Below are 4,915 nucleotides of genomic sequence, written 5' to 3' on the forward strand. Positions count from 1 at the left end.
GTTTTAATTTAGACTCCTTGGCGCCGCTTGCTTTTTAAAACGGTAAATTTACGAAGCGAATCTAGCTGGAATTTTTAAAATTTAGTCAATCCCTAAAATCATACCCGTCTAAAATGCGCCCAAAAGTATTAAACCTATCCTAGTGCTCATTTTTTATTCCTATAGGCTTTTTGAGATAGTTATCATTGTTTGAATAGCGCCTCATTAGGCTGTAGCTTGTCGTCGGGGGCATACTTTCATTAAGCATATCGTTAGCAAAATTTATCAAATTTAATAAAATATCTATTTTAGCCGTCAACGCCATATTCGCCCTCACACCTCTATAACTATATCCTTATACTTTTCATAAAGCCTCGGCTTTAAAATTTTATCACGATACTCTTTGCCCGCCTTAGTCATACACATCCAGTGGCTAAATCTACTCCAGGTATCGGGATTCTTCCAAGTTATCTCTGTTTTGGGAGTTATGTTCTCCTCCTCTAAAAATTTATACCCAAAAAAGAAATTATCTCTAAAATAGACCCACTTCTCATAAAGCGACATACCTAGATCGATCTTGGATAAATTCGTATCGAAGTCAGCCCATTTCTTTCTTAAATTTCCGCGCTCTATGCCGAAGTCTATCATACCCCCTAAAAACAGCTGACCCATTACTCCGAAATACTCTCCCGCGTATGTCGGATAGGCTGAAATTTCAGGATTATCTTCGTCCGCTAGCTTATAGTCGCTTTGGATAATCCAATGTAGTTCAAACCATTCGTACCAATCAAAGATTTCATATTCAAGGTAATCCAAAATATCTTTTTTTCTGGTACCGGGAATTTGAGCTAATATGCGAATAAACGAATCCATCCAACAATCAAATCCTAAAGCCTTATAAAGTTCTTCATCTTTGTTAAAAACCCAGCCGTATAGTTCATTCGGTTTTAAAATTTTAAATTTCATAGTATCTCCTTTTTAAATTTAATCGGTTGGCGATATAAATTTACCTCATCGATCTGTTTAATTGATCTCATATAAACTCGCTAATATAAAAATTATTTGATTCCGAGAGTTTAGGCATACTTTTTATTATTTCATCTAAATCGACGCTCTTTATTTCGGCGCAATTTTTTACATCGCCGCAGATGCCTATAAAAACAAGATCGCCGCTGTTTTTGCCTATAAATTTACCCTTTGCGTAATAGCCGCCTTCAAATTTTTCATAGGCTATATAATATAATATTTGCTTTAAAATTTCACTTTGATCCAGCTTGAAATAGGTGCAGAATTTCGCGCCCTGTATATCTTGCGATATGTCGGTGGCGCCTAAGGAGCTTTTTTCATATTTTTTAAGATCTATTTTTCCGATATTGTTTTCATCTCCTTCGCTGATTACTCCAAGCACGCGGAAATCCCTATCTATCTCGCCGTAAATATCAAAAAACAGATAACTGCCCTTAAAGCTTTTATAAGCGAATTCCTTTACGGCATCCTTAACAATTTCGATATTTGCAAGCGTAACTTCGGTCTTTTTGCAAGATTCGTTTTTTATCTCGACTTCGATCATCTAAGCTCCTTTATTTGTCTTGCTAAATTTTAATCCATTAGCCATTTTACCACATGCTCCAATAATTCCTCTAAATTCTCGGCTCCGCAACTTCCTTTGAGTTCGTTTTCCGTGGCATTGATGAAAAACCAATCCTCGTAATCTCTATCGATATTTATTTTGATCGGCTTTTTCCCGCTCTCGCCATCGATTTCAATCCACCAACCGGGATTATCGACCGTTTCTAGCGTAAGGCCATATTCATGCTCCCATTCTCCGTCGCATTTGGAAGCGTACCAGTTTTGTATGAGTTTTAGATTATTCATTGCTCCTCCTTTAATTTTATAAATTTTAAAATTCTCGATTTGTTAGGCTTTGATATTGCAATTGAAGCAGGGCTTCTTTGCTATTTAAATTTAATCGTGTATTAAAAATTTCTTTTCCACGCCGTCTTTATTTACGGTGATTATCTTCGAGTTCGGAATATTTAAAAATTTTATAGCTTTTTCGTCCAGTTCGGATAACGGCTCCTCGTGGTTATATTTGGTTTTAAAGTAATATAAGAAAAGATCGCCCGTTCGATTTTCATCCATAAGTTGCATTATACACTCATCGTTTGGACGACCGCTATCATATCGGTTTATCATCATAAACGCCTCGCAGCTTTTATGAAACGGGAAGCGGCCGAAGTTAAAAAGATTGCCGACGAGCTCAAATACAAGGACAAAAAACAGAAATAAAATGAATAGCTTGATTATTCTGCGTTTCATTGCGGCGTTTCCTAAATTTTGAAATCAAAAATTCGTTTGTGTTTTAAATGCCAGACGGTATTTGCGCTCAAGTCGCGGATGCGCCTAAGCGCTAGTAGCGGCGGTCGGGCGCAAAATTTACGACGCTATCTCGCTTTTTGCCGCGCTAGCTGCTGCGGATTCGCTTTCGTCCATGATAATGAGCTGTCTAGCGCGCTTAATCTTGGCATCGTCGCGAAACGCCGCGCGCACCTTGTCCATGCCGGTATAAAATTCCTTCATCAAAACAAGGCACAAATACGCGCCGAATTCCGTCGTGCGGATGATCTCGCCCTCGATCCGCACGGCTCCTGCAAGCCTTAGCAGGCTAAGCTCTCTGCCCAGTTCGCGACGCAAATTTAGATCGTTTGCGGCGTTAAATTTAGCGATATCGATCTCGCCGCTGAAAAGCTCGGTCAAAAAGAGGTATTTCGCGCGCTCGGATCTGCTAAAATCGCAAGTGGCGATGACGGTACTTTCGTTTTTGCGCACTCTGCTTGCGTAATCTTCGAGGTTGAACGCATTTACGAGCAGCCTGCCGTCTAGGAAACTAAACGCGCCGCTTCCGATACCCACGTATTCGTGATTTGTGCCTACGTATTCGTCGCTCATATTTGATTTTTCGCGAGCGAAAGCCCATGCGTTGCTGCGGTGCCAGCTTGCAAATTCCTTGCAGATGATGGAGTAAAACTCCTCCTCGCGGTCTATGTTGCTAACGCCGAGACTTCGCGCTATTTGATCGCGCATCAAAGGCGATTTCATCAGCGGATACAGCGTGATCTGCTCCGGTTTTACCGCTTTTGCCGCTTCAATGTCGCGAAGTAAAATTTCGCGAGTTTGAAACGGAAAGTTAAATATCAGATCCAGGCTTAAAATCGGTAAAATTCCGACCGCTCGGGATAGCTTTTCTTGCAGAATTTCGCCCGAGCCGAATTTGTCGTAGCGTGAAGCTTTACGTAAAATATCGTCATCAAAGCTCTGCACCCCCACGCTTAGGCGGTCTATTAGCCCGCGAAATCGCAGCAAGCTCTCAGGCTCGATGTGGTTGGGATCGCTCTCGCACGAAACCTCTTTGATGCTAAAAAGCGACTTGGCAAGCTCCAGCGTGCGCGCTAGCTCATCCTCGTCGATTAGCGTCGTGCCGCCGCCTACATAAAGCGTCTCAAAGTCGTAGCCTGCGTCCTTTGTGCGCTGCATCTCGGTGCGCAGCGCGCCGAAATACGCCTTGCACGTGCCGCGCTCGTAAGCGTATTTGTGAAAGGAGCAGTACGGGCAAAACGTGTGGCAGAAGGGCACGTGCATGTAGAGCATATATTTTTTATTGGGGTTTGGAATTTTAGCGATGTTCTCTTGCGTGATGTCGATCCTGAGGGAGTTGTAGAGGGATTTTTGCATAGTTTCGGCGGCGTATTTTTTAGCGAAGCTATGCACCATTTGACTGATAAAATTCATAAAACTTTAACCTTTTTTAAACTTAAAAACTAATTTTTGAAGTTTATCGAAAACTAACTTATAAATTTATCAATAATTTAATAAAAAGCGTATCGCCGCCATATATATTAGCGTAGGAAGCGCTATCGTAACGAGCGAATTGCGAAATTTAGCATGCACAACAAACGCCATAATTAGGCAAAATAGCAGCATCGCCGTTTGCAGCGCGTCCACGCTAAAAGCTCGCTCGCCCGAAAAGCTAGGCAGCATCGTCTTAAGCGCGTAGATCGTCAAAACGACCATTATCAAAAGGCCCGAGTTTTTTTGCAGATACGATAAGCTTGGACTCACGGTCTTTTTTTTAAAAAGCAGCAGCGGCAAAAATCGCGTCAAAATCGTAGCGAGCGAGGCCAGAAAGATATAGGGCAAAATTTCCACTACCTGCTCCTTTTTAGGAATTCTCGCAGCCTGCGTCCCGTGCGCGAAGGTCGCTCGAAGTATTTACGAAAGAGCAGCAAAACCCCTGTGCCAAAAATCAGAGTGCCGAATAAAAAGTATTTTGTAGGAAAGATAAAAAGCCCCGCAAATGCGCAGGCAAAGCCCAGCAATAGCACTTTGTATTGCGGATTTGCTTTAAAAACTTCATAGGTTAACATCGCAAAAAGCGCCGTCAGGCTAAACTCGACTCCGCTAAAATCAAGCTTCAAGCTTGCTCCCAAAACAGCCCCTGCAACGACGCCCGCGACCCAGTAGGAATGATTTAAAGCCGCGGTTAGATTATAGAGCAGATCAAGCTCTTTTAGCCTTTGCGGCGTTACGGGCTGTTCGCCGCTAAGCTCCTCGGGGTGCAAAAACGCGCGCGCTTTTAGCAGCGCAAAGGTTTCGTCGGTAAGAGCATATACGGCGTAAATTTTATGACGCACGAAGCGCAGCTCGTCCAACAGCGACATCGTATAGAAAAAATGGCGAAAATTTAGCAAAAACGCCACGACGAAGGTATCTACGAGCGAGGCGTGGGTTACGATGAAGGCAATCAGCACGAATTCCACGCTTCCTGCGTAGATCAGCAGCGAGGTTAGCGCCAGTGCCCATACGGGCAGGTCTTGGCTGATGCCGTAGATACCAAACGACGGCCCCAAGCCCATCCTCAAGGGCGTGGACCTGACCA

At 43.1% G+C, this 4,915-nt stretch carries 7 protein-coding genes; all 7 read right to left on the reverse strand.

The genetic code is table 11. From position 1 onward, the window contains the following. Positions 1-312: 312 nt before the first annotated feature. Positions 313-945, reverse strand: coding sequence for a hypothetical protein (locus Q0372_RS01015; RefSeq protein WP_298101516.1), 633 nt, complete (start codon positions 943-945; stop codon positions 313-315). Between the two features lie 67 nt (positions 946-1,012). Further along, on the reverse strand, positions 1,013-1,549 hold the full coding sequence (locus Q0372_RS01020) for a hypothetical protein (RefSeq protein WP_298101518.1): 537 nt from the start codon (positions 1,547-1,549) through the stop codon (positions 1,013-1,015). A 29-nt stretch (positions 1,550-1,578) separates the two neighbouring features. Continuing rightward, the gene (locus Q0372_RS01025; protein ID WP_298101520.1) at positions 1,579-1,854 is read right to left on the reverse strand and encodes an Imm53 family immunity protein; all 276 of its coding nucleotides are present in this window, start codon (positions 1,852-1,854) and stop codon (positions 1,579-1,581) included. Between the two features lie 90 nt (positions 1,855-1,944). After that, positions 1,945-2,298: a hypothetical protein gene (locus Q0372_RS01030; RefSeq protein WP_298101522.1), complete on the reverse strand. Its 354-nt coding sequence runs from the start codon at positions 2,296-2,298 to the stop codon at positions 1,945-1,947. Between the two features lie 117 nt (positions 2,299-2,415). After that, the gene (locus tag Q0372_RS01035) at positions 2,416-3,768 is read right to left on the reverse strand and encodes a coproporphyrinogen III oxidase family protein (protein ID WP_298101523.1); all 1,353 of its coding nucleotides are present in this window, start codon (positions 3,766-3,768) and stop codon (positions 2,416-2,418) included. Between the two features lie 69 nt (positions 3,769-3,837). Further along, the gene (locus Q0372_RS01040) at positions 3,838-4,185 is read right to left on the reverse strand and encodes an AzlD domain-containing protein (protein ID WP_298101524.1); all 348 of its coding nucleotides are present in this window, start codon (positions 4,183-4,185) and stop codon (positions 3,838-3,840) included. After that, a partial coding sequence (locus Q0372_RS01045; RefSeq protein WP_298101526.1) for an AzlC family ABC transporter permease occupies positions 4,185-4,915 on the reverse strand: 731 nt, incomplete at its 5' end. The genes Q0372_RS01045 and Q0372_RS01040, both read right to left, overlap by 1 nt.

Origin of the sequence: uncultured Campylobacter sp. (assembly GCF_937997405.1) — a bacterium.
GTDB lineage: Bacteria > Campylobacterota > Campylobacteria > Campylobacterales > Campylobacteraceae > Campylobacter_B.